At 53.1% G+C, this 19,973-nt stretch carries 16 protein-coding genes; 4 read left to right on the top strand and 12 right to left on the bottom strand.

Features of this window, described 5'->3' with window-relative positions:
• The first annotated feature begins 224 nt into the window (after nt 1–224).
• Nucleotides 225–1,343, top strand: a complete 1,119-nt coding sequence (locus ACFRAM_RS23920; protein WP_379468772.1) for a YkvI family membrane protein — start codon at nt 225–227, stop codon at nt 1,341–1,343.
• On the opposite strand, the gene ACFRAM_RS23915 is transcribed toward ACFRAM_RS23920, so the two are convergent.
• The 3 genes from ACFRAM_RS23915 to ACFRAM_RS23905 are packed head-to-tail and all read right to left on the bottom strand — an operon-like array spanning nt 1,330 to nt 7,068.
• Nucleotides 1,330–4,626 carry an AAA family ATPase gene (locus ACFRAM_RS23915; RefSeq protein WP_379468770.1) on the bottom strand — a complete coding sequence of 1,099 codons (3,297 nt, stop codon included), beginning with the start codon at nt 4,624–4,626 and terminating at the stop codon, nt 1,330–1,332. The genes ACFRAM_RS23920 and ACFRAM_RS23915 overlap by 14 nt on opposite strands.
• Nucleotides 4,568–5,926 carry a metallophosphoesterase family protein gene (locus ACFRAM_RS23910; RefSeq protein ID WP_379468886.1) on the bottom strand — a complete coding sequence of 453 codons (1,359 nt, stop codon included), beginning with the start codon at nt 5,924–5,926 and terminating at the stop codon, nt 4,568–4,570. The genes ACFRAM_RS23915 and ACFRAM_RS23910 overlap by 59 nt, the downstream gene beginning before the upstream one ends.
• Nucleotides 5,927–5,931: 5 nt before the next feature.
• Complete coding sequence (locus tag ACFRAM_RS23905) at nt 5,932–7,068, bottom strand: glycosyltransferase family 4 protein (protein WP_379468768.1); 1,137 nt, start codon at nt 7,066–7,068, stop codon at nt 5,932–5,934.
• A 174-nt stretch (nt 7,069–7,242) separates the two neighbouring features.
• Between ACFRAM_RS23905 and ACFRAM_RS23900 the strand changes: the two genes are divergently transcribed.
• On the top strand, nt 7,243–8,628 hold the full coding sequence (locus tag ACFRAM_RS23900) for an RsmF rRNA methyltransferase first C-terminal domain-containing protein (RefSeq protein ID WP_379468765.1): 1,386 nt from the start codon (nt 7,243–7,245) through the stop codon (nt 8,626–8,628).
• Between the two features lie 133 nt (nt 8,629–8,761).
• Nucleotides 8,762–8,854, top strand: a complete 93-nt coding sequence (locus ACFRAM_RS23895) for a YjcZ family sporulation protein (protein WP_217492820.1) — start codon at nt 8,762–8,764, stop codon at nt 8,852–8,854.
• A 1,215-nt stretch (nt 8,855–10,069) separates the two neighbouring features.
• Here the strand turns inward: ACFRAM_RS23895 and ACFRAM_RS23890 are convergent.
• The 6 genes from ACFRAM_RS23890 to ACFRAM_RS23865 all read right to left on the bottom strand — a co-directional run bounded on the left by ACFRAM_RS23890 (nt 10,070) and on the right by ACFRAM_RS23865 (nt 16,210).
• A complete protein-coding gene (locus ACFRAM_RS23890) occupies nt 10,070–10,870 on the bottom strand; it encodes a Cof-type HAD-IIB family hydrolase (protein ID WP_379468762.1) in 801 nt (266 codons plus the stop codon).
• A 561-nt stretch (nt 10,871–11,431) separates the two neighbouring features.
• The gene (locus ACFRAM_RS23885) at nt 11,432–12,193 is read right to left on the bottom strand and encodes a pseudouridine synthase (RefSeq protein WP_379468760.1); all 762 of its coding nucleotides are present in this window, start codon (nt 12,191–12,193) and stop codon (nt 11,432–11,434) included.
• Nucleotide 12,194: 1 nt separating this feature from the next.
• Nucleotides 12,195–13,706: an RsmB/NOP family class I SAM-dependent RNA methyltransferase gene (locus ACFRAM_RS23880; protein ID WP_379468758.1), complete on the bottom strand. Its 1,512-nt coding sequence runs from the start codon at nt 13,704–13,706 to the stop codon at nt 12,195–12,197.
• Nucleotides 13,707–13,824: 118 nt separating this feature from the next.
• Complete coding sequence (locus ACFRAM_RS23875; RefSeq protein ID WP_379468756.1) at nt 13,825–14,283, bottom strand: DUF309 domain-containing protein; 459 nt, start codon at nt 14,281–14,283, stop codon at nt 13,825–13,827.
• On the bottom strand, nt 14,273–15,085 hold the full coding sequence (yjbM, locus tag ACFRAM_RS23870; protein WP_379468754.1) for a GTP diphosphokinase: 813 nt from the start codon (nt 15,083–15,085) through the stop codon (nt 14,273–14,275). The genes ACFRAM_RS23875 and yjbM overlap by 11 nt, the downstream gene beginning before the upstream one ends.
• 30 nt (nt 15,086–15,115) lie before the next feature.
• A complete protein-coding gene (locus ACFRAM_RS23865; RefSeq protein WP_175374799.1) occupies nt 15,116–16,210 on the bottom strand; it encodes a quinone-dependent dihydroorotate dehydrogenase in 1,095 nt (364 codons plus the stop codon).
• A gap of 211 nt (nt 16,211–16,421) precedes the next feature.
• Here ACFRAM_RS23865 and ACFRAM_RS23860 point away from each other — a divergent pair, with 211 nt between their 5' ends.
• Nucleotides 16,422–16,559, top strand: coding sequence for a hypothetical protein (locus tag ACFRAM_RS23860; protein ID WP_175374370.1), 138 nt, complete (start codon nt 16,422–16,424; stop codon nt 16,557–16,559).
• On the opposite strand, the gene ACFRAM_RS23855 is transcribed toward ACFRAM_RS23860, so the two are convergent.
• The 3 genes from ACFRAM_RS23855 to ACFRAM_RS23845 form a co-directional block, all read right to left on the bottom strand.
• On the bottom strand, nt 16,556–17,989 hold the full coding sequence (locus ACFRAM_RS23855; RefSeq protein WP_379468751.1) for a L,D-transpeptidase: 1,434 nt from the start codon (nt 17,987–17,989) through the stop codon (nt 16,556–16,558). The genes ACFRAM_RS23860 and ACFRAM_RS23855 overlap by 4 nt on opposite strands.
• A gap of 130 nt (nt 17,990–18,119) precedes the next feature.
• On the bottom strand, nt 18,120–18,362 hold the full coding sequence (locus ACFRAM_RS23850) for a ferredoxin (RefSeq protein WP_175374368.1): 243 nt from the start codon (nt 18,360–18,362) through the stop codon (nt 18,120–18,122).
• 164 nt (nt 18,363–18,526) lie between these two features.
• Nucleotides 18,527–19,819 (bottom strand): DNA polymerase IV, encoded by a 1,293-nt coding sequence (locus tag ACFRAM_RS23845; protein ID WP_379468749.1) that lies wholly within the window; start codon nt 19,817–19,819, stop codon nt 18,527–18,529.
• Nucleotides 19,820–19,973: the final 154 nt, after the last annotated feature.

Below are 19,973 nucleotides of genomic sequence, written 5' to 3'. Positions count from 1 at the left end.
TACACTTATATAATCCATATCTTCCCGCGCACTCCACACAAAGGAATACGTCAGAAGTCATGTCCTTCTGTTCCTCATCATAACCTGTACTATATAGAGTACACAAGGCAATCCTGCAATCCGCTGCTCCATTACCGCTCCAAAATAACCACTCTCAAGGCACCTCTGCTGTGATACATCATTCAAGCACCTGACAGAGGATCCCAAAAACAAGGAGGAAAGCTGTGAAAACCCATCTTCGCACCTTACAGATCGCATTCACTTATATTGGCACTATCGTAGGGGCCGGATTTGCCACCGGGCAAGAAATCCTCCGCTTCTTTACCCGTTACGGTCATTGGGCACTGATCACGATCCTGTGCTCCACTATACTGTTTATTTGGCTTGGCACCAAAATGATGGTGCTCGCCCGGCGGATCCGGGCGAATTCTTATGAGGATTTCAACCGCCACCTCTTTGGCGAGCAGACAGGCAGTATAATCAGCCTGTTCACCATGGTGATTCTGATTGGCGTAAACAGCATTATGCTTGCCGGTGCGGGAGCCATTTTTCAGGAGCATCTGGGTTTTCATTATCAGGCTGGACTAATCCTCACCATCCTAGGGTCTTATCTGCTGCTGACACGAGGCATCTCTGGTATCCTTCACATGAACAGCACCGTTGTTCCACTCATGCTGGCTCTTTCTCTGATTATTGTGATTAATACGATGCATCAACCGGGCGCTGAATATTTTCTGTTTCTCCAGACGGACACCAGCACGTTCTCTGCCTGGCTGTCTCCATTACTGTATACAGCATTTAACCTGGGGATGGCACAGGCTGTTCTTGTACCGCTTGCCCGGGAGACAGAAGACGAGAAGGCCCTGCTGCGGGGCGGTATACTGGGCGGGGCTGGAATAGGTCTCTTACTGCTGGCAGCGCATTTTGCCATGAGCTCGCAAATGCCCGGAATCATGCAGTACGAAATTCCAATGGGCAGCATCGCATTTAGACTTGGAGCCGTGGTCCAAACGATCTACCTGCTGCTAATCTTCCTTGAAATCTTCAGCACATTTGTGGCGGATATTTACGGTGTTACCGCGCAGTTAAAACAGAGGCTGCCCTTATCCCAAGATGTAATTATCGCTTTGCTCATGTTAACCTGCTACCTATTTAGCCAATTCGGATTCAGCTCTCTCTTGTCCGTGTTTTATCCCATTTTCGGCGGTCTAGCACTTGTATGGGGATTCAAGCTGATGCGCACCCCTATCTCCCCGCCACCAGAAGGGCCGAAGCCCGAATCTGGCAGAGATGAGACTTCTTTAGCCAAGCTGAAGCCAGCTTCACGAATTACACGGAAATAACAGCAGCCGTAGGAATCAGCACCCCCGCAGCTTCCGCGACATGGCGGTGACAGGTCATCATTACGATTTGTCGGGTCGCCGACAGCTCGCCAAGCAATGAGAGCGCAGCATGCAGCCTCTGTTCATCAAAATTAACAAAGAGATCGTCGAACAGTAATGGGAGACAGGCTTGCCGAGCCATCGTCTCCGCCAGGGCCAGCCGCAATGCCAGATAGAGCTGCTCCGCAGTTCCGCGGCTTAGCAGTCCGCTATCCAGCAGTCCCGCTGTCCGATGCTCCGCTTTGAGCTCTTTATGCCCCAGAGTCATCACCACTCTGAGGTACTCTCCCTCAGTCAGCTTGTTAAAATAGACCGAGGCCAGCCGCAGCACCTGCGGCTGTTTCTCCTGCTCGTAAATTCTCCGCGTCCTGCCGATAAGTTCCGCAGTAATTGCGGTCACCGCATATTGCCCTGCAATGAGACGAAGTGCGGACCGTTGTTCCTCCAGCTGCTGGAGAACCGTGTCCTCCAGACAGCGCTCCTTCAGGTATTCTCTCTCCTGGAGCAGCTTCCCTCGTCGCTGAAGGAGACTACTGCGCTCTTCTTCTGACGTTGCAGCCTGCTCTTCTGCAACTGAGTGTTCCTGCTCCAACGCAGAAGCATCCAGCGTATCCAGTAGAGCAAGCAGTTCCTTAGTTCCTTCTTGACTCCAGCCACCGAACATGGCCAGTTCCCATTGGCGAAGGTTCCCTTCCAATTCGCCCCGGCGCTGAACTGCCGCCGAGCGGCGCAGAAACTCCTCGCTGTCCTCAGCGCCTCCTTGCTCCAAAAGACTTAGGCGGCGCTGATTCAGCCGCTCCAAATGCAGCTGGGCCTCTTCATATTCTCCCTCTGCCGATCTAAGCCTGGAAGTTAGATCATCCAGCCGCAACAGCTCTGCTTTGAGCCCGTCCCAAGCGAGCTTCCTGGCTTCCAGCCAGCCGGGAATCATCCGGGCCAATTCTTCCCGCTCTCCACTCTCCGATCCCGGCATCTCGGGCTGCGAAGCAGAGGCAGCGACTTCTTCTACTGAGGAACCCGCATCTTCCATAAGAGCCAATACCTCATCCTCGAAGGCTACGCACTCCGCCTCCAGTTGTGCAAGCCGTAGATGGAGCTTGCTCTGCTGTTGAAGCAGTTCATTCCCCTGCTCCACAGCACTGAAGATCTCTGGCAAACCCTCCGGCGACAGACCCTCCGGCAGCTTGTGGCTTCGCAGCCAGGCTTCATATCGGCCAGCCGTATCGGTGAAGGCCGCTTCTTCCTGGCGCATCTCAGCGGCAAGTGCCTGCTCCTGCCCGGCAAGGCTCTCCATCTCGGTGCGGCAGGCCTCGCGCTCATCACTGGCGCGATCCACTTTCTGCCGCCAGGCGGTCCAGGCATCCATGAGCCTGCGCAGCTCCCTCATGCCCGCCTCCAGCCCGCTTGCGTCAGGGCTGGCAGGGCCTCCGGACGACCTGCGCAGCGGTCGTCCCTCTGGGCCACTCTCCGGCTCCGCCCCGGAGAGCAAGAGCCCCCGCAGCCGCAGCATCTCAGCGGCTGCATCTCCGCCGTCCCCGCCATACCCTGGCGGGGACGCCTTACGCCGGCCCGCTCCGCGCAGGCCGGCCCACAGGGCCAGATCGGCCGCGGCCAGCAGGCCGAGCGCGATCCAGGCGCTGACCGGCGGTGCCCCGGTCAGCCACAGCGCCGCGGGCAGCAGCGCGGTCAGGGCTGCGCCGGTCAGCAGCAGGCGCCGGTAGAGCGAAGCCATGCGGGCCCGCATGGCTTCATCGCTTCCCGCGCCGTGCTGCAAGCCGTGCAGCTTCGCCTCGCGCCAGCGCTCCGCGGCCTGCTGCAGCTCATCCCAGAGCTGCAGCACTTCCCGTGCGCTGGCCGGTCGCAGCGCGGCGAAGGTCTCGGCGCCTGCCGCTTGCTCTCGCGCCAGGGCCCGCTCTGCGGCCTGCAGCGATGCTGCCGCAGCCGCAAGCCGGGAACGCAGCGCTTGGCGTGCTGCGCCCTGGGTTTCCATGCGGCGATCATAGCTCGCGAACGCCGCTGCGTAGCGCCGCGCCGCCTCCCGGTCACCCGCCGCACCGGAGAATGTCGCCAGCTCTGCTGTAGTCCACGCAGGATCAATGCTCCGCAAGATGCGCTGTATATGCGCCAGCAGCCCATCAAGCTCCCCTGTAAGCCGCTGGCGTTCTAGACGGCGGTCCTCATAGATGCTACGACGACGGTCGAGTCGCTCCAGCACCGGACCTTGGGCTACCAGCATGGGGTCCGGGTGATTCTGTTCCAGTTCTGCTATCAGTTCCGCTTGAAGCCGCTCAATCCGTTCGGCAGCTGCTGCCGCGCTTCGAATCTCGGCTTCCAGCTCCTGAAGGCGGTTCGCCCCTTCCTCCGGAAAAGATTGAATTTGCGGCAATCCGGCAAATTCCAGACGGGCAGCACTCCATTGCAGCCATACATCGCGAATTTCTAGCGCCTTGCGCAGCATAAGCAATCTGGCGCCAGTGCTGTCGCGCCGTTCCTCGACCTTGGCCAATTGAGCTTCCGTCTCCTCTAGTGCAGACGTATTGTCGTTGTAACGCGGGAGATAAGAGCGGCTATCCGCCATCTGCTGCTCCAGTTTTTCGATCGATTGCAAGATCTTCGCTGCTTCCTGAACCTTGCCTCTCGGCTTATAGAGCTTTTCCGCGTCCTGCAGCAGCCGGCGCTCCGCCCGCATAATTTCACCACCGCCGCCCATACCGGCATGGAACAAATAACTGCTCATCTCATCAGATTGCAGCGCAGCCAGTTCCTGCAGCTCGTCCAGCGACACGGCAAACAGCTGGCGGAACATACTGCGGGATACACCACCGAGCAGATAACGCTCCAGTTCTGCCTGACCTAGTTCTTCCGTCGTTCCGTCTGCCCGGCTCACGGTAACATTCAGCTTCTCACCCCGTCCTTGCCCCTCTCCACCTCCAGCAAAACGGCGGATTTGCCATAGTCCGCCCTCCCGGTCCCGAGCCTTAAGCACTCCACCATGGACCCCGCCATGGAGAGGCTCATAACGTTCTGTGGGATAACTGCGTCCAGGAATCCCGTACAGCATCGCACGGATGAACTGGAGTGTCGTGCTTTTCCCGGCTTCGTTCTGGCCATACAGCACCGTAACACCATCACTCAGTGCCAACTCGCGACCTTGAATCCGGCCGAAGCCGCTGATTTGCAATTGCTCAATCTTCATCATATCGCCCTCCGTCAGGCTGTTCCCGGAAGCCACCCTCAGCTTCACCGGCACCTTCCAGTCCACTCAGTAGCGTAATGCCCAACTCTGCCGCGCCTCTGAGCCAGTCCAGTTTCTCTTCTTCGCTGACCTGTGACAATAGCCGGCGCAGTTCACGGTTCTCCATTAATGGCGCAATTGCGCTGCTAATCATATCCTCCAGCTCTTCCCGTGAACCCTCACCTTCACCCTTTTCAGCTAATCGGAGCATTTCGCCCAGAAAGCTATCCTCCTGCAGCAACCGCGATCGGTCTACTGCAAGTCCAGATTCCACGGCAAAACCTTCTGTCCATACCAGACCCGGATATTCCTTCCGCTCTGCCCGGAGCGCTTCACGCCGCTGAAGTTCGCTCAGTAAATCCGCAGCTGCCCCTTTTTCTGCCAGAAGGCGATGAACGTTCCCCCTGCCCGTCAGACGGAACCGGACGACAGTCATCAGATGCGGATCTGCCTCCCGGATGTCTTCAATCCTCCGCTCCACCGCCTCGACCCACTGTGCTTCATGTTCCATGCCGTCGATAGACAGCTCAGTCACCTGCCAACGGACGACATCCAGCTCGTGAAACTGCAGCGCCGCTTCTCCGTTCTCCCTCACATCAACCACATAACAGCCCTTTGGGCCGATCTCCTTGACACTACGTCCTTGAATATTTCCGGGGTAAACGATATAAGGCTTTTCATATAAAATGCTGCGCTTATGAATATGGCCCAGCGCCCAATAGTCAAACCCTTGACCAATCAGATCCTTGCGGCTGCACGGTGAATACGTCTCATGCTGGAGATCACCGTCCACATTCCCGTGCAGCAGGGCAATATGAAACAGCTCACTGCCTGGCTTCCGGCTAAATGTCACTGCTGTGTTCGCGGTAACCTTGGCAGTAGGATAGGATATACCGCTTACAATAGCGACTTCTTGTCCGTCCCTGCGGCGGTGAGCTGTGGCATATCCCGGAGCATCCCCTCCGAATACCGTTACATGTTCCGGCATTTCGACAACCAGACGCGGACCATCCAGCGGATCATGATTCCCGTGAATCAGAAATACAGGGATGCCCTGCTCTCCTAGCTCCTTCAGAGCCTCCTGGAATCGTAGCTGTCCTTGCAAAGAGGCATCCGACACATCATAGATATCCCCGCTGATGACGACAAAATCAACATTTTCCTTTATCGCTAAACAGATAAGCCGCCCGAGGGCGGCAAAGGTAGACTCCCGTAAATAGGAGCGGACAGCGGCCGGCAGATGAGCCAAACCGGCAAAACGACTGTCCAGATGCAAATCCGCAGCATGCAGAAACCGGAAAGGGATCATCACGCTCAACCCTTCTTTCCGGATTGATGCTGCAAATAGGTTTTTTTAAGTTCATTGGCAACCCGGGTAAGGGAGTAACGGCTTTTAGCTTTCTCCCAGGCTGACCGTGACAGCTCATAACGGTAGGCTGGATCGGCAATCACTTTCTCCAGGGCGTCCGCCAGTTCAATATCATCGTCCGGGTTGACAAGCAGTCCGTTCACACCATCCTCAATCTGTTCCGGAATACCGCCCACATTAGTGCCGACCAGAGCCAGACAGCTCAGCGCAGCTTCCGCAAAAACAGAGCCGAAGGCTTCCGCGCGGGAAGGCAGAACAAAGATATCAAAGAAGGGCATAAATTCCTCCGGATGAAGCGTATATCCATAAAAAATCGTCTCATTGTAGATACCAAGCTCTTGAGCCAGCTTCTCAAGCTCAGACCGGGAAGGACCGTCGCCGATAATATGCAGTACATACTCATGTCCGCGCTTCTTCAGCTCAGCGCAGGCATGAAACAGCGTATCAATCCCTTTCGCCGGCACCAAACGGGTGACAGTAACTAATTGGGGAATATTATTATCATGCGGGACCGGCTTGAATCGCTTCTCATCGAACCCGTTTGGAATCACCCCGACACGCGTAGGCTCATCCAGATATGGTGACAGATAATCGGCGAAGGAGCGCGATACGGTCATGAGACGGTCACTGACATGCTCCAGCTCACGATAGATGGACACCAGAAACTGGTGCTCCAGCCCACCCTCAGCAATGACTCCGTTCAGGATCAGTTCCCGCTCATAGCTGGAGTGCAAAGTCTGGATCAACGGAACGTCAGGGAAAACCTGCTTCATCGCCAGTCCCGCTATGGGGTGATGCGCATGAATAAGATCATATTTTTTGCTCAGACGAAGCTTTGTCCACCATAAATAATCACGATAGGTTTGGATATATTTTTGCACAATATGGCTTTCGCCATAACGTGTCCAATCGAAGGTTTCGAACACAACTTCCTCATGTCCTTTCCCGCGTATCCGCTTGGGCAGCCAGAACAAATCCATCTCCCAGCGGCTGGAACGGAACCTTTCCTGCAGATATGGAATCATAGAAGATACCCCGCCGGGTTGTTCCGGCGGAAAGAAGAGCGCTTGCAGCAAATTCATAGGTCTATCCCCTTTACTATTGCCCTGATTACGGTGAGACCCGGCAATTGTGATATAGTTATTCATATGTAAACTTTCCAGATAAGGACATCATGTCTGGGGAGGTTTAATGATTCATACTTTGATTTTATCGGTATCAACATGAAACAGCAACTGACAAAAGGAGAATGACGTATGATGGAAGAACGGCTGCCCGCCGCTTTTACCGCAACAATGAGAGATATACTGGGACAAGAGGCGGACGCTTTTCTGAAAAGCTACACAGCACCGCGCAGCCAAGGACTGAGATTCAACTGGCTTAAAAGCGGGACGACAGCAGGCCTGAGCGCCGCTGAGAACACCGTTTCCATGTTTGGATTGGAACCGGTACCCTGGTGTTCTGAAGGATTCTATTACGAAGATCCATCCCGTCCGGGCAAACATCCTTACCATGCTGCCGGACTATATTATATACAAGAGCCCTCGGCAATGTCCGCCGCCGAATTGCTGGCCCCACGTCCCGGGGAGACTGTATTGGATCTTGCAGCAGCACCAGGAGGCAAGACTACCCATATCGCTGCTTTGATGCAGGGCCGGGGCCTGCTGGTCTCCAATGAGATTCATCCTGAACGGGCCAAGATTCTCGCCGAAAATGTGGAACGACTTGGCATTGCACACGCACTTGTCACCAACGCTACCCCAGAGGAATTAGCCCGGCGCTTCCCGGAGACCTTCGACCGGATTATGCTGGATGCTCCCTGCTCCGGCGAGGGCATGTTCCGCAAGGATGCCGGGGCCATTGCCGAATGGTCACCGGATCATGTAGAGATGTGCGCTTCGAGACAATGGGACATTTTGCAGGAAGCCTATAGAATGCTTAAGCCCGGTGGCTACATAGCTTACTCCACTTGCACTTTTAACCGCAAGGAAAATGAGGACACCATTGAGCAAATCCTGGACAGTTATCCCGATATGGAACTGGTAACCAGCAAGCGGCTATGGCCGCATTTAGAAAAAGGTGAGGGACATTTCGTGGCGCTCCTGCGGAAGCAGGAAGATGACGATGCAGCATTGGTGGCGGAGCCTAAGCGTAATAAGCGCAGCAGTGGGAAAAATAAGCGAAGTCCAGGAGTTGCCTCCTCTACCAAAGAGGCTTTAGAGCAATTTAAAGCTTGGGCGGCGACGGAACTGCCCGGATTTAATGTGCAGGGTGTTCCGCTTCTCTTCGGTGAATCACTGTATCTGCTCCCTGAATCCTTCAATGAGATCATGCATCCAGGACTGCTTGATGGGCTGAGAGTTCCCCGAGCCGGGCTGCATGTTGCCCACATGAAGAAAAACCGGATCGAGCCTGCCCATGCATTAGCCATGTCATTACAACAAGGACAGGCTGCACGTGGTTATAACTTGGCCGCGGACGGTCCCGAAATCAATGCCTGGCTACGTGGTGAAAGTTTGTCTGTCCCCGCCGGGCTGCACGGTTGGACGCTGGTAACAGTAGACGGCCTCCCGGTCAGCTGGGGCAAAGCCAGCTCAGGACAGCTTAAGAATCATCTTCCCAAAGGTCTCCGTAGCCTATAGCCTATCTTGACAAGCAATGGGCCTATGACCAGTTCATGAAGTCCTCCCCGGCATATGATGTCATTATCCCAAACACACCGAGTGTACAGCATCGGCATTGGGAACAAGATCAGACCTAAGGGAGGAATCAGTTATGGGTGCAGGTTACGGAGGTTTTACTTCAACAGGAGCGATTTTGGTACTATTCATTCTGCTCGTTATCATTTCCCGTTCGTTGTTCATCTAAGTCTTACTGACATAAAGCATATACACGACAAGCAGCTGTGCCGTCCAATTGAGGATGATGCGGCTGTTTTATTTTTCAGTTCAAGCTACATAGACCTCAGATTAGTTTGCTCCCCCATGTAAGCCTATTCTTAGATACTCCATCCCCACAACAACTTTCGAAAGTACAATTAACGGCATTTTTGTATCCTAAATTCTCTGCAGTCAAGGATTAATGAGAATTAAGTACAATATTGTACCTTAAATCTTCCGAATATCCCGTCCAGCTTACTTTTTCGAAAAATAAGATACAATAATGCTCTTATGTACCTCATTTATCATTTTTTAAGAAATATAAGATACAAAAATGCTGTTAGTTGGGAGGTGGACCTTTTTTCACTCTTAACTAGACGGTAACTTCACCAGAATCATGCCTAGTCTTCCGTTCGAATGTTAATTTCACTTAGTGGTTCTCTCGAATTCTCACTGCTTTGAAGCCGGTTTGCCTGAACAATTGTTCTACTTCTTCATTTTGAGTAAATGAATGCATACGGTAATTGATTGTGTAAATTTGAGAAACAATGATAAAGGTTCCTCCAGGCCTGCCGCAAGCTACTGCTTCCCGATTTTTTTGTGTTGGAGTTTCTAAAGATTTCGGAGAAATATCGACACCGTAAATCTTGGCAAGTTTATATTTTTTGCAAATCTATGTATGGTCTGACCACCACCGCAGCCGATGTCCAGTATAATGTCATCTTCTTTTATCGCAATTTCGTGAAAAGCCAAGGGAAGCATCTTCGAATATGCCTTGTTCATCATCTTCAGCATCACATTACCCACCAAGCCTTTGGGGTGCTGGGCTTACCCAATAAGTGACTATAGAAGGCTCATCCTGATCCCTTCTCTTTCGTATCTTCACTCGTAAACTCTAACTCCCAAAATCAACCATCATTATTGTTTAATATGTTTTATTTTACAAATAATAACTTTTTAATGCAATCTTCTAATAGATTCGAATGTGCCTATACACCAAACAGGAACGTCACCCAACCAAAGGCTTGCCTTCTCTGCCAAAGAGGCTGTACCATTTCGGTATTCAGATTGATTTGCCCCACTCAACCAAAAAATTGCATCTCGCAAAAAAAGACTGCAAACACGCATCGCCTTAACGGCTGCTTGTGTCTACAGTCTTTTATAAATAACGTTTTAGTATATCTTGTTCTTTCTACTTGTCACTTTAGGACAAACAGTATTTTACGAGCGCATCACGTACGCCATGTTCATTGTTGGTGCCGGTAATGACATCAGCGGCCGCTTTAACCTCAACCGGAGAATTTTCCATCGCTACGCCTAGACCAGCATACGTCAGCATGGAAATATCATTGAAGTAGTTGCCGATTGATAGAACTTCCTCTCGGGGAACGCCGAGATCTGCGGCCAGGTTTTTTAGTGCATTGCCTTTGGACGCTTCTGGATTCATAAAATCAATGAAAAATTCCCCGCTGCGCAAAATGTTATATTGCTGTGTCCAGGTGCCCCATTCCCGTTCTGCTTCATCCAGAATATCCGGCTTCGAGAACACAGTGAACTTCACAATCGGCTCCCGGAAATCTTCCCAGGCCGGCAGCGAGGCTGGTACAACCTGAAAATTCTCATACATATGATTAGCTTCTTTGGATAGGTTCTCCACATTGTCCACGTACATATCAAAAGCCGTATTGATGTCAAAATGCATCCCGCGTTCGCGGCAATACTCAATATAAGGGTCTAATCCGCGTGCGTCTAATCCGTATTGATGCAGCACTTCCCGGTTCTCCACGCGCACGGTGGCTGCTCCGTTATGACCCAACACATAACCCGACAGTCCCATCTCCTGCATAAAAGGAATCGAGTTCTGCGGGCTGCGCCCTGTACATAATACAATTCGGCCACCCAGCCGCGTTACTTCCGCAATGGCTTTCATGTTCTCTTCGCTCAGTTGATGATCATCATTGAGCAGTGTTCCATCGACATCCAGTGCAATCAGTTTGTATTTCATACTCCACCATCCTTGTCGGTCTTTGTTTGTTATCTGCTTAGCGAGGTCCATTATTTATGTGACTGTATGAAACGCACACCTCAGGTTATATCTCTCAGATGAAGCAACTTCGGACGCATCCTTGGTGTTCCCTATAGCTCTCTATAGTAGCTCCATGAAACGCCTGAGTCTTGCTCCAGTATTCTGCAATCATTTGAGCGGCCACCGCAGTATCGAATACATTGATTCCAGCACCAACTATAACAGGTTATAAAATAAGGGCAATCTTGTACCTTAATTTACAGAATACACCCATGGGCCAAAGAATAAGGGCATTAATGCACCTTATTTTTCGTGAATACACCCTTCAAGCAGCGAAAGGAAGAATTTAGTGTGCAATTTTGCCTTTAATCGCTCTTTTTTCGTTTATTCAGCCTAATTAAGGTACCATTTTGCCTTTATTTTCTGCTACCACCCTGCGCCAAGGTGAATTGGTCTCCGAGCTATAGCTGAGTCACCCGAATTACGGCTTGCTCATAAAATTATTAATCAGCAGGGAGCCCAGCGGCCCTTTATCCGACCTCACCCTTCTCTACCCGCATCCAGCAGATGCAGCTCCTCGGCTGTCAGCTCACGGCAGGCGCCCTGCGGCAAGCTTTCGTCCAGCTTCAGCCCGCCCATAGATACACGCTTCAGGAAGACTACCTTTTTCCCGACGGCCTGGAACATCCGTTTGACCTGATGGAATTTACCTTCGGTGATCGTAAGCGAAATCTGCGAGATGACTTTGCTGCCGCGCTCACGACTAAGGATGGTCAACTGCGCAGGTAGAGTCACATACCCGTCCTCAAGCTCCACACCAGCCGCGAAGGCCGCTACATCGGCAGCATCCACTTCGCCCTCCACTGTGGCTTCATAAGTCTTTGGCACATGTTTGCGCGGGGACAACAGTTCGTGAGCGAGCTTGCCGTCGTTGGTGAGCAGAAGTAGTCCTACCGTATCCTTATCCAGCCGGCCGACCGGAAACGGTTCGAAATGCGCGTATTCCTGGTCCAGCAGGTCAATTACAGTCCGATCCCGGCGGTCTTCCGTTGCCGAGAGAACGCCGGGGGGTTTATTCATCATAAGATATATATGTTCGCGGTACGTAAAACGTTGGCCGCCAATTTCTATGACATCTTGATTAGGGTCGACATGAATACCGCTGTCCTTGACCACGGTACCGTTCACTGTAATGAGGCCCTGCTTGGCCTGCTTACGAATCTCGCTGCGTGAACCGGCTCCGATATGGGACAGCACTTTATCCAAGCGTTGCTTCTTGCTGCTGTTACCTGAAGCTCCCATCTTACGTCCACCTCCATCCAGCGGGATATTCGTTCTTCAGCATGCCATCCTGCCATTTGCCCCATCCGGCGCTGTAGCCGTCAATGCAGACCAGCACATAGCCCTTCAAAGGACTTCCAGGCTTAACGACCAGCCGTTCCTCAGGGATCGCCAAAGTCTCTCCCTTAAGATAAGAAACTGCCTCCCCGCTCGCACTAGACAACGACAGACTGCGGCTGCTTTCTTCAGGCCGCAGCGCGGTCGCCAGCGGATGGCCGGGAATGAACCGGCCATTGCGGACCTGTCCCAGGTACCAACCGGGACGAACCGCCTTAAGCCCGTTCAGTGCCGCCTGTGGCAGCGGCGACAGGTAGAGATGGTCACCGAACAGCACGGGATGACCCTCAGGCTCCGGGCTCAGCTGTTCGCGAGCCCAGTCGCGGTACGCAGACAGCGCGGCCTCTTCAGCTGAGGCCTGACCCCGGCCACCGTCTCGGCCCGCTGGCCGCCCGCCCTTGCCGCGCCCGTTCTCCGCGCGGCGCACGGCAGACTTGCCAGACTCGGCCTTACCTTTTCTAGGCCGAGCCGCAGCTGACAGTGTTACATCGTCAGCCGTACCAACTTCGGCACCCGGCTTCGCGGTGCCGTCATGCCGCAGCACGGCCATGAAGTGGCCTTCGCCCTTCACCTTGTGCGGCCACAGCCGTGCCGTACCGGCAAGCTCGCCGAATCCCGGCGCGAACGATCCGGTGCCGCCCACAGGCACTACCGAAAAGTGCGGATGCGCCGCGAGGAAGGTTGCAATGCTACCTTCATTCTCTTCCGGGGAGAAGGTACAGGTGGAGTAGACAAGCGTTCCACCTGGGGCCAGCGCCATTGCGGCCGAGTTTAGAATTTCCCGCTGCATGTCCGCATATTTGGCCGGTGTCTCCGGCTCCCATTGACGCACCATGTCCTCATCCTTGCGGAACATCCCCTCGCCGGAGCACGGTGCATCGATCAGGATTTTGTCAAAAAAGCCGGGGAACGCCGCCGCGATTCGCTCAGGGCTCTCGTTCAGTACGATTCCATTCCGAACGCCGTACAGCTCCAGATTCTTGGCTAGCGCCTTGGTCCGCTCAGAATGCAGATCATTACTGATCAAGAGACCCGCGCCCTGAAGCTTGGCGGCAATCTGGGTGGACTTGCCGCCGGGAGCTGCGCACAGGTCGAGCACACGGTCGCCGGGCACTACGCCAAGCAATTCCACCGGAGCCATAGCACTCGGCTCCTGAATGTAGTACAAGCCCGCATGATAATAGGGATGCTTGCCTGGACGTGCTCCTTCTTCAGTATAAAATCCCGTAGGACACCACGGGATAGGCTCAAGCCCAAGCGGAGACAGCGCCCGCAGTGCTTCCACCGTTATTTTTAACGTATTCACCCGGATGCCTCCATATGGAGTCTCCTTGTAGGTGTCTGCAAATTGCTGATATTCATTTCCCAGCAGTTCCTTCATCCGCTGGGTGAAAGTGCCGGGCAGTTGTGCCGCCATGATGCCGTCCTCCTGCTTAAATAGGGTGATGAAAGACTCAAGGAACACCCTTGCGGGTGCCCCTTAAAGTAGACTGCTTATTCTATAAATCGAACTCCAAAAGAATAAGAGCGTTGACTTACTTGTGTTTCGAATGTGCTCGGTCCGGTCGTTGTGGGCCCCGGCGCTGGGGAATATTCGGTGTGATGCCGGTAGCTGCAAGTCTCACTTGCTCCGCCAGATCGTGATCAACGATGTCGATGGTAAGATCGAAATAAGGAAACGGCTGATCAGCGAAATTCTCCAGACGAACAGCATACTCCTTTACTTCACCCACCAGCTTCGCGAGATCGATACCGAGCGTCTTCGCCGGATAATTCTCCAGCTTGGCCGCCGCCCCCTGCAGCATCATTCTGCCACCGCGAACGTTGTTGTTCCGGAAGTGGTACAGTCCGACGGCTACCTGCAACAATCCCTTATATAAAGGGTCCTTGTCCTTGGCAAGCCACAGCTCCTCGAGCACTTCATGACACTCGAAATAATCTCTGTCCCGGTTGAAGTAGACCAGATATGCCAGGTACAGCGGTTCATAGTCCATTCGGCAGATCGCCCTTCTTCGCTTCAGAGAGGAGTCCGCGCACATGGTCCAGAAGTCCCTTCATGGCCTCCATATCGTGAGCCTGCCAGATTTCATTGAACCGTTCCTGGCTCTCGATGGCTTCATTGACCAGATGATAGAAATACAACTGGTGAATAGCCTTCAGCAATTGCGTGGTTGTATTCGAATTTTCCTCGAAGGTCATCTGGGCATCCAGAATTTCTTCACGGATACTGGACATTTCACTGTCAAGAATCGATGCCGCTTCCGCCGCCGTCTTCAGACGCACCCGGATTTCATCGGGCAAGCTTTCACGATATTTATAATTCAGGGAGTGTTCGATCGTCGCCCAGAAATTCATAGCGAGCGTACGGATCTGAATCTCAGCGAGCACAATCTTTTGGCCCAGGGCCGTCTGTACAGGATATTTGATAATCATATGAAAGCTGCGGTAGCCGCTCTCTTTATAATTGGTGATGTAATCCTTCTCATAGAGGACTTCCAGGTCCTTGCGGGCCCGGATATATTCAGCCACCCTGCGGATATCCTCCACGAATTGGCACATAATGCGAATGCCGGCGATATCCTCGATGCCCGTCTCCAGATCTTCCATCTTCACATTCAGGCGCTTGGCCTTTTCCAGAATGCTGGAGAGCCGCTTTACCCGGCCGGTTACGAACTCGATTGGCGTATATTCCTCTCTTTTTTTCAACTCCGAACGCATGGTCTTAAACTTAACTTTCAGTTCCTCCACAGTTTGCTCATATGGAAGTAAAAAAGTTCCCCAATCCCTTCCGTCCATCGCCTTCGTCCTCCTGTCCTTTCGTCTTCCTCAGTGATGATCCGCGCCCACCGCTTCGGAAAGTGTACGGAATCCGTCCCGGCGCAGCAGTTGCCGCAATCCGGCATGCAGCCTCCGGTTCACTTCAGGTCCCTCATAGATGAGGGCTGTATAAATCTCAACCAGGCTGGCGCCCGCCCGGATCTTGTCATAGGCATCCTGACTGGTGAAAATCCCGCCCGAACCGATAATCGGCATTTGGCCGCCGGTCTGACGATAGATTTTGCGGATAATTTCAGTGGAACGGTCACGGAGCGGCTTCCCGCTGAGGCCTCCGGCCTCTCCCGCCTTCTCATGGCTCAGTCCCTCACGGGTTATCGTAGTATTAGTAGCGATAATGCCGTCCATCCCCGCTTCAGTCAGCGTATGTACCATATATTCCAGCTCGGTGTCGCTCACGTCGGGAGCGATCTTCACCAGCAGGCTTTTGTTCAGTCCGGTCGCCTTGCGCTGAATCTCCATTTCTTCCTTGACCTGAGCCAGCAGGAACGACAGCTCACTACCGTGCTGGAGGCTGCGCAGGTCTGGCGTATTCGGCGAGCTGATGTTCACCACAAAAAAATCACCGTACGGATACAGCGTACGGATACACTGGCGGTAATCCTCATGGGCAGCTTCATTACTAGTCGCCTTGTTCCGTCCAATATTGACCGCAACCGGAATTCTGCGGTGCTTTAGTGCCTTCAGCCGTTCCTTCATGGCCTCGGCCCCTTCGTTGTTGAAGCCCATCCGGTTAATCAGGGCCTCGTCTGAGGGCAGGCGGAACAACCGCGGGCTCTCGTTGCCCGGCTGTCCTTTGGGCGTCACCGTACCCACTTCCATGAAGCCAAAGCCGATGGAAGAAAACCCCGGCACCGCTGCAGCGTTCTTATCCAGGCCCGCAGCCAGTCCTACCGGGGTAGGAAAGTGAACGCCAAACAAATCGACAGCCATGTCGGCCGTCTCCGGCACCCCGTACATCAGGCGCAGAGCCGCGCTGCCACCAGGCATGAATGCTGCTTTGTCCAGGCCGCCAACGACCAGATGGTGCGCCTTTTCCGGGTCCATTTTGAAGAAAATCGGTTTTCCAAAATTACGATACAGCACCATTCTCGCTCCTTCATGGGGTCATTGCTAGTGCTTAAGTCTCCCCGCTTCTGTAGGTTTCTACTTGATTTTAGCCTTTTCCGGGTGAAAAGAAAAGTTTTTTGCCCTTTCCCGCTCCAAAGGACCCGTAGTCCAAGTATAGTAATTTTATTGTAAACGCATTACAATGTAAGGGTAATCACCGATTATAAGAGAAAGAAGGTCGAACTGTATGTCAACCAAACGTAAACCTCCTACACTGCAGCAGAAGAAGGAAGAAGTGAACCGCAAAGCCCTCTTGTGGATCGGCGTAAGCCTTGTATTACTTATCATTCTGATTGTTGTTCTGTTAATTGTAGCAGGCAATTAGTTCAACCAGTGGTACTTTTTATGGGGGTTGGTCTGATTCTCTGAAGTTGCCGGCGCGAAGCGTTCCTTCGGCATCAGCAGTTCTGCAGGCAGAACCCCTCTGCTGATTTCTACCTTCGTTCCCTTAGGCGCCAGTGCAAATAATTCCTCCACATCCCCGCGTCTCATCCGAATACAGCCCAATGACTCATCCTTGCCGATACTGTTCAGATCATTCGTGCCATGAATGGCATAATTCGTGTCTGAGAGCTGCATACCGCGGCTGCCGAACTCTCCGTTGTCATGCCCATTAGGATTAACAACCTTATCCGATATCGCAAAACGTCCCTCAGGGGTACGATCCCCGCCTAGACCCACTTCATAGTTCCGCAGCATCACCGAGCCGCTGACGACTGCCAGACGGTGTGTTTGTTTATCTATAATAATAGTAAGCGGGCTGGCAAAAAAGGGCTGGCCCTGCGTCCCGCCGCTGGCCCCAGACCCACTCCCGTCAGCTCCCTGCGCGGCTTGTGACGTAGCTGGCTGTTCCGGTTGATCTCCTCTTGCCCCCGGGCTTGCCGCCGCCCTGAGCGGCTTAAACGCCTGCTTCAAAGTAGGTGTGACGCCCCCCAGCCAATTCCCGGGAAACGGTCCAGTGAGTTCCTTCAGGGAATCCGGCAGCTTTCCCTTTGCAGACTGGTAGGCCTTCATCGCGCTCCACAGCACCGCTTGCTCCTCCTGGGCGTCTTGCCACTCTCCGGCCTGCTTGGCCAGTTCGCCATGCTCCGGCGGCTTACAGTTGCAGACAGCCGGCTCAAAGGACTGATACTCGATGACTCCATCACTCTTCTTTTCGAGCGCAGAAATCAGTGGCAGCCGCTTATTCCAGATCAGCCATTGTCCTTGACGCTTCATACCGAGTACCGCTGTCTTGGAACCCGCCTGCTCCCCACCGAGCATCGTGACCAGCAGCTTGCCGGCCGAGGAAGCGCCTCCACCTTCGACCGCTGTGAAGGCTAGCTTGGACTTAACCGGTGTCTGACTATTTCCCGGTTTAGCAATGGCAGGTACCTCTACAGGATCAACCTTGTCTGAATCCCCCGCAGCTGAAGACCCATCGGGTTCCCATTGCCCGACAAGCCCCGGTGCTGCTGCCGAAGGGATGACCACCAGCAGCAAGAGTATTATCGCCATCAGCGCGCGGCGGATCTTCTTTCGTTTCCGGTCCCGCTCGCGCCCGGCCTGAAGCAGCCCATCCTCATACTCACGAAGCATTTCGGCGGGCACCTTACTATGCTCGAAAGCCTCATAGACTTCCCCGGACTGGTTAAAGCAATAATTGGCTTTGCCGTGCTGTCCGTTCTTATAATATTCTTTCCCAAGCAAGTACCATGCCATCTTATTATCAGGATGCATCTGCACGTAGACTTTGAGATGCTGTATATTTTTCATCGGGACCTCCGCTATTTAAAGATTCCTTCATTATTACTATCGGCTGGATATGAAAAAAAAGACATCCCCAGCACCAAAATTGGGCCTAAGGATGTCTTTTATCTCGTATGACGATAATATCGCGGGTGAATTAACCTTCTTTATTAAACGGCTCGTCCGCAATCTTGATGGAATCGGTTGGGCATCCGTCGCAAGCATCTTGCAGATCGTCGAACAGATCGTCTGGAATTGCCGTTACGCCGTGGTTTCTGTCATTCTCATAAATAACTTCCGCCAAGCCTTCATCATCGTAATCATAAATATCAGGGGCCGTCGCGCCACATGCACCACATGCAATGCAAGTATCTTTCTCGACCCAAGTGTACTTAGCCATAATTTATCTTTGCCTCCTGTTAAACAATACAGCGCCGTGAGAACGGTCTGTTATTTTTCTCATATTAATATAAAAGGAATGCAATTTCAATGAATTTTCAAGACGTTTGCATTTCCGCCTCAAAATATGGCAACTGATCCAAGCGGATAGTCACGCCCTTATTTTCAGTCCTGATCCCGCTCCAGACGGCCGAGATTATCTTTCTGCAGCGAGGTGCCCCGTTCCTTGTGGTTGCGCAGCAGCGAGGAGTGCGTATCGCTCAGCATCCCTGCCGTCAGCACCGCATTTTCGCCGAATTTATTACGCAGCATGTCCATGGCCTTGTTAAGCGATTCCTTCTTGGGCTGGCGTTCATAATCGAACAGATCCAGTTGAATCGCCGCCTCTTCCTTGGGAGACAGCCCCTGAGAGGTCACACCAAGCAGGCGTACAGGTTTGTCTCCCCGCCAGTGGCGCACATACAGGTCACAGGCAGCCTTGTAGATATCCTCCGCCGTCTCTGAAGGTGCGTCCAACTGACGTGAACGGGTGATCGTCTTCATATCGGGCGTGCGGATAGTCAACTGGATCCCTGCGGCCACAAGACCCTGTTTGCGCAGCCGTCTTGCCACCTGATCGCTCAGGTTGAGCAGGATGGGCCGGGCCTCCGCGATGCCTACAACATCCCGGGGCAGAGTGGTCGTATGCCCGATGGACTTGCTCTGTTCCCGTTCCGGATTGACAACGCCATGATCGATCCCATTGCCCGCCCGCTTCAGCCAGGAGCCCATGACGCCAAAATGCTCAGTCAGCATCCGCTCGTCAGCAGCAGCCAGCTGTCCAATGCTGTAGATCCCAAGCTTCTTTAGTTTCTCCGCCGTCTTCCCGCCGATCCCGAACATTTCGTTGCAGGGCTTATGCCACAGAATATTCGGCACATCGCGCAGCCGCAGCACGGAAATACCATTAGGCTTTTTCAGATCAGAGGCCATCTTGGCCAAGAGTTTATTCGGAGCAATTCCAATGGAGCAAGGGAGGCCCAGTTCCTCCATAATACGGCGCTGGATCTTCTCGGCAATCTCCAGCGGTGTGCCAAACTGGCGGGAACCGGTGATATCCAGATAACATTCATCAATAGAGACCGCTTCAAGCAAAGGAGTATAGCTATAGGCAATCTGCATGAACGCATTCGAATATTTGCGGTATAAATGAAAGTTTGGTTTAATAACGGTCAGCGAAGGGCAGATCCGCAGTGCCTTCTGCACCTGCATTCCCGTAGAGATGCCTTGTCGGCGCGCAGCATAGGAGCAAGTTACAATAATCCCCTTGCGCATCTCCACACTTCCGGCCACTGCCGTCGGTTTGCCCTTATATTGATCCGGGTCCTCCGCCTCATGGACAGAGCAGTAAAAGGCGTTCATATCCACATGCAGGATCACCCGGCCGCTTGCGGGATAATATTGATCAACATTCTGCACAATATCTACCCTCTATCCTCTTATGGTTTCTATTGTCAGAACTAGAATACCGCTCCCCTGCGCGAAGGTCAACTCACCGAGCCTGCTTCTTTAGCACAAATGTTCTCTACCACGTTGCCGTATAAAAAAGTTCTCTGTTACATTCCCGCGTAAA

Source organism: Paenibacillus sp. NPDC056722 (assembly GCF_042790635.1).
GTDB classification, from domain to species: domain Bacteria; phylum Bacillota; class Bacilli; order Paenibacillales; family Paenibacillaceae; genus Paenibacillus_AQ; species Paenibacillus_AQ agri.
Note: the sequence above shows the minus strand (reverse complement) of the source record. Positions and strands in the feature narration are given on the sequence as shown.

Bases quoted from the DNA above. Each gene is read 5' to 3' on its own strand.
- ACFRAM_RS23900 (WP_379468765.1), top strand. From the start codon at position 7,243: ATGATGGAAGAACGGCTGCCCGCCGCTTTTACCGCAACAATGAGAGAT.
- ACFRAM_RS23855 (WP_379468751.1), bottom strand. From the start codon at position 17,989: ATGAAAAATATACAGCATCTCAAAGTCTACGTGCAGATGCATCCTGAT.
- ACFRAM_RS23890 (WP_379468762.1), bottom strand. From the start codon at position 10,870: ATGAAATACAAACTGATTGCACTGGATGTCGATGGAACACTGCTCAAT.
- ACFRAM_RS23885 (WP_379468760.1), bottom strand. From the start codon at position 12,193: ATGGGAGCTTCAGGTAACAGCAGCAAGAAGCAACGCTTGGATAAAGTG.
- ACFRAM_RS23860 (WP_175374370.1), top strand. From the start codon at position 16,422: ATGTCAACCAAACGTAAACCTCCTACACTGCAGCAGAAGAAGGAAGAA.
- yjbM (WP_379468754.1), bottom strand. From the start codon at position 15,085: ATGGACGGAAGGGATTGGGGAACTTTTTTACTTCCATATGAGCAAACT.
- ACFRAM_RS23910 (WP_379468886.1), bottom strand. From the start codon at position 5,926: ATGATCCCTTTCCGGTTTCTGCATGCTGCGGATTTGCATCTGGACAGT.
- ACFRAM_RS23895 (WP_217492820.1), top strand. From the start codon at position 8,762: ATGGGTGCAGGTTACGGAGGTTTTACTTCAACAGGAGCGATTTTGGTA.
- ACFRAM_RS23905 (WP_379468768.1), bottom strand. From the start codon at position 7,068: ATGAATTTGCTGCAAGCGCTCTTCTTTCCGCCGGAACAACCCGGCGGG.
- ACFRAM_RS23880 (WP_379468758.1), bottom strand. From the start codon at position 13,706: ATGGCGGCACAACTGCCCGGCACTTTCACCCAGCGGATGAAGGAACTG.
- ACFRAM_RS23875 (WP_379468756.1), bottom strand. From the start codon at position 14,283: ATGGACTATGAACCGCTGTACCTGGCATATCTGGTCTACTTCAACCGG.
- ACFRAM_RS23850 (WP_175374368.1), bottom strand. From the start codon at position 18,362: ATGGCTAAGTACACTTGGGTCGAGAAAGATACTTGCATTGCATGTGGT.